The sequence below is a fragment of the uncultured Nostoc sp. genome (assembly GCF_964245575.1).
Taxonomy (GTDB): Bacteria; Cyanobacteriota; Cyanobacteriia; order Cyanobacteriales; family Nostocaceae; genus Nostoc.
Genome location: NZ_CAXTNP010000434.1, coordinates 1 through 4,517, shown reverse-complemented (window position 1 = coordinate 4,517; position 4,517 = coordinate 1). Strand labels below are relative to the sequence as shown.

2 protein-coding genes are annotated in these 4,517 nt (G+C 44.7%); both read left to right on the top strand.

All coding sequences use genetic code 11. From position 1 onward, the window contains the following. On the top strand, window positions 1-838 hold an 838-nt coding region (locus ACFFAP_RS36320; RefSeq protein ID WP_375515754.1), incomplete at its 5' end, for a DUF4912 domain-containing protein. A gap of 535 nt (window positions 839-1,373) precedes the next feature. Next, window positions 1,374-4,178, top strand: a complete 2,805-nt coding sequence (locus tag ACFFAP_RS36315) for a CHAT domain-containing protein (protein WP_375515753.1) — start codon at window positions 1,374-1,376, stop codon at window positions 4,176-4,178. The last annotated feature ends 339 nt before the right edge of the window (window positions 4,179-4,517 follow it).

Genomic DNA, 4,517 nt, shown 5'->3' with positions numbered 1-4,517 from the left:
TCGCTTTGTGGAAATTCCGATCAGCGATCGCGATTACATAGCTGAAATTGGCTATATCGCTGATGGCGATGCCGAAGGCGGTAAACTACGCTGGTTGTTCATCGCCCGTTCAGCGATCGTTCGTGTCTTCAGTCTAATGCCTACAGATTCCACCGTTGAAGATGTAGCGTTAACAAGCGAAACACCTATTGTTCATACAGATTCCACCGTTGAAGATGTAGCGTTAACAAGCGAAACACCTATTGGTTTAGTAGATGTAGAAGAAGAGAGCAGTATTTTGCTCACACCCCGCACTCCCAAGTGGGCTTATGTCTCTTGGCACATTTCCAAGGCTCAGAACGAAGCACTGCGACAACAGGGCGGCTCCCAATTGGTAGTGCGGCTCTACGATGTGACTGGGATTGACTTGAGTTATCAAAGTCCTCAGCTTGTACAGCAGTATGAATGTGAAGATGTAGCACGTGATCGCTTTGTGGCAATTCCCGTCAGCGATCGCGACTACATGGTTGAAATTGGCTATATCGCTGATGGCGATGCCGAAGGCGGTAAACTACGTTGGTTACTCATAGCCCGTTCACCTAATGTTCGGGTTTTCAATCGTTCCCACGAAGATTTTTGGTTTGTGGCAGATGCTGAGTTGATTATTCACGGAGCAACCCAACCAAATACAAGCGTAAACATTGGTGGCCATTCCATCAAAATCAAACCCGATGGTACTTTCCATTTACGTCTTCCCTTTTCAGATGGTTTAATGGACTATCTCATAACGGTAGCTGCTGATGGGGAATCCACTAAAACTATCCATAAGAAGTTCTCCCAGGAAACTTCAGAAAGCTAGTAATTACGCTAAGTTATCCCTTTTAACCCTATTCTCCCCTTTTATACCAATTCGCAATTCGCTTTTTCGCCCATTCGCAATTAAAAAACTTAGAGATACTTGCCTTTGGGGGTTTACATCTGTTTCATAATTTTAGTGAATTGGTATTAAGGGGGAAATGGGGAGAGGGTTAATTAAACCGCAACGCCAGAGTCATTAGTTATTAGTCATTAGTGCAAGAGAAACCACGCCCACTCTTTAACATGGTTTGAATTAGTCTTAATCATTAGTTTTTTTCGCCCAAAAGGGGCGAGGGATGTACCAAAAACTCTTTATCAACAGATTTTATCTATCTTTGAACGCTATCGAGTCATTAAACCCCACATTCTGCAAGTGCGTAAGCGTAGGCATCGCATTTCAACCCATATTTTAGAGGGGAACTAACTTCGGTGGTTCAAAAAAAAGAAAACTGCTGTAATAATTGCGTATGAGATGCCCAAATCATTTTTTCCTAGCGCTGTTGACTGCATTTCTATGCATAGCCTTATCCCCTGTTTTGGCAAAACCTCCTGCTGTCTACTCTGCCATACAAAATTTGACCGATCAAGGGGAGTGGGGAAAACAAGGAAGTAGTGAAAGCAGGGAACTAGTGAATGCTGAATCCCCTACTTTCTACTCCCTAATCCCCCTGAAAAGCGGCCCATCCCAAACAGAAAGCGTAGTGGAACAGGGCAAAGTACTATACGACACGGGACAGTTTACTGAAGCGGTCAAAGTTTTGCAACAGGCTGCTGCTGCGTTTAAAACCTCTAAAGATGGATTACAAGAAGCGATGACGCTGAGTAATCTTTCCTTGGCTTATCAGCAACTTGGCTTGTGGGCTGAAGCTGAGGAAGCGATTCGCAATGCGATAGCTTCGCTTCACGCCCAAAGTTTAAAATTATTACAGTCTGGGGAAAATACGGGCACTTCCGGTGAGCGTTCGCAACTTATTGCACAAGCCCTAGATGTGCAAGGGCAGTTACAACTGGCACAAGGACAAGCAGAAGCGGCTTTAACTACCTGGCAAAAAGCCGCTGATATTTATCAGCAAATAGGCGACAGAGCTAGATTAACTCGCAACCAGATTAACTCTGCACAAGCTTTGCAAGCTTTAGGGCTTTACCTTCAGGCTAACAAAATTTTAAACGAAGTACAGCAAACCCTTACCACCCTTCCAGACTCACTTATTGTAGCCACAGGGCTGCGTAGTCTTGGCAACGTCCGCCGAGTTGTGGGTGATTTAAATGTATCACGGTTGGTGTTGGGGAAAAGTTTAGCAGTGGCAAAGCGAATACAATCTCCAAAAGCGATCGCTGAGGCTCAACTCAGTTTAGGCAACACAGCCCGCGCCCAGCAAGACACTGAAGCGGCTTCACAATACTACCAACAGGCTGCTGCTGTATCTGTTTCCTCCATCACACGCATCCAGGCTCACCTCAATTTACTTAATCTACTTTTGGAGAAAAAGCAAGATCAAGAAGCATTGGCATTGTCGTCTCAAATTCAGTCGGAAATTAGCAACTTACCACCCAGCCGAGCCTCCGTATATACTCGGATTAAGTTTGCCCAAAATCTCACCCAATTAAAAGAAAAAATTAGCATAGATACCTCCTCATGGCTGAACATTGCCCAGCAATTGTCCACCGCGATCAAGCAGGCGCAAAGCTTGCAAGACAGACGAGCAGAATCTTATGCTATGGGTAGTCTTGGTGAGTTGTATGAAAAAACTGGGCAGTTTTCTGATGCTCAAGAGCTTACCGAGAAAGCTTTATTCAGAGCGCAAAGTATTAATGCATCGGATATTGCTTATCAGTGGCAATGGCAACTGGGACGGATACTGAAAAAAAAGGGAGATATTAAAGGCGCGATCGCATCCTATAATGTAGCCTACAAAACCCTTCAATCTCTGCGTGGTGATTTGGTCGCCATCAATCCAGACGTTCAGTTTTCCTTCCGGGAAAATATCGAACCGGTGTATCGAGAGTTAGTTGAATTGCTGTTGCGTTCTCCCCAAGGCAGCACCGCTTCTGTTCCCTTCGAGAAGCTAAACCAACGAGACGCTTCTCTACAAAAGGCTAACACAGACCCTCTCTACGAGACGCTACGCGAACGCAGACTCGCTAACGCTGACGCTCAAAGACTCGCTAACGCTTCACTATCGCTATCGCCACAAGAGGGTATCAATCAAGACAATCTAAAGCTTGCTCGTGATGTAATTGAATCTCTGCAATTGGCAGAACTGGATAACTTCTTTCGGTCAGCCTGTTTAAATCCTACGCAGGAACTTGACCCAGTGGTTGACAAAAAAGACCAACGAGCAGCAGTGATCTATCCAATTATTTTGCCAGACCGCCTAGATGTTATCCTCAAATTGCCTAATCAAGAGTTGCGCCACTACAAAACTGCAATAGCTCAAAATGATGTGGAAAACATAATAGCAGAACTGAGGAAAAACTTACTAAATGTCACCGCAACTGTTCGGGTTCAGCAGCAGTCCCAACAAATATATGATTGGTTAATTCGACCTGCACAAACAGAGTTAGTCAATAGTGGGATAAAAACCTTAGTGTTTGTACTAGATGGTGAGTTGCGGAATATTCCGATGGCGGTTCTCTATGACAAACAGCAGGAGAAATATCTGGTAGAGAAATATGCGATCGCTTTGACACCAGGTTTGCAACTCCTTGATCCAAAACCTTTGCGACAGGTACAGCTAAATGCTTTAACTGCCGGAGTCAGCGAAAAACGCCCAGTCGAAGGCAAAGAATTTTCCGAATTGGAAAATGTACCACGAGAATTAAAAGAAATCAAATCTGAGGTATCCAACAGTGAAGAACTGTTAAATCAACAGTTTACCCAAACAAACCTGCAAAATAAGTTGCAAACAGTTTCCTTCTCCGTGGTTCACCTAGCAACTCACGGTGAATTTAGTTCTGATGCTGAAAAAACCTTTATTCTCACCTGGGATAAACTGGTTAAGGTCAAGGAATTTGATAATCTACTGCGAGTTAGCGACAAAAACAGGTTTAATGGCATTGAATTACTCGTCCTCAGTGCTTGTCAAACTGCTGAGGGAGACAAACGAGCAGCTTTGGGACTGGCTGGGATAGCTATGCGGGCGGGGGTACGCAGTACACTAGCAACATTGTGGTCAATAGATGATCGCTCCACCACCGATGTAATGAGTGAGTTCTATCGACAGCTAAAGGCTGGGGTGAATAAAGCCGAGGCACTCAAGCGGGCCCAATTAGGTATTTTTGCTAAGGAAAAAGCTCCATATTTCTGGGCCCCCTATGTTTTAGTAGGCAATTGGCTGTAATGTGCGCCATCAATCCGGTTTCTCTAACTAACTGACTTTTCACGGTATCTGGAAAACCTCTCTCTAAATCTTTCTCCTTTTAGACTACGGTGTACACCAAGTCAGAAAAACTTCATCCACCAAAGATTTGCGGTGAAGCAGCGCTCTTGGTAGGGTTTCCAACACTTGGGGAGACCCCAAGACCGCACTGGCTCCTTTGCAGGCGACTGCTGAACGCGTTCGCGTAGCGTCTCCAAGAGTTGTGCGGACTACGCCAACACATTTGTTATTTTGGCGTACGCATTTGTTATTTTGGCGAACTCATTTGTTATTTTGGCGAACTCATTTGTTATTTTGGCG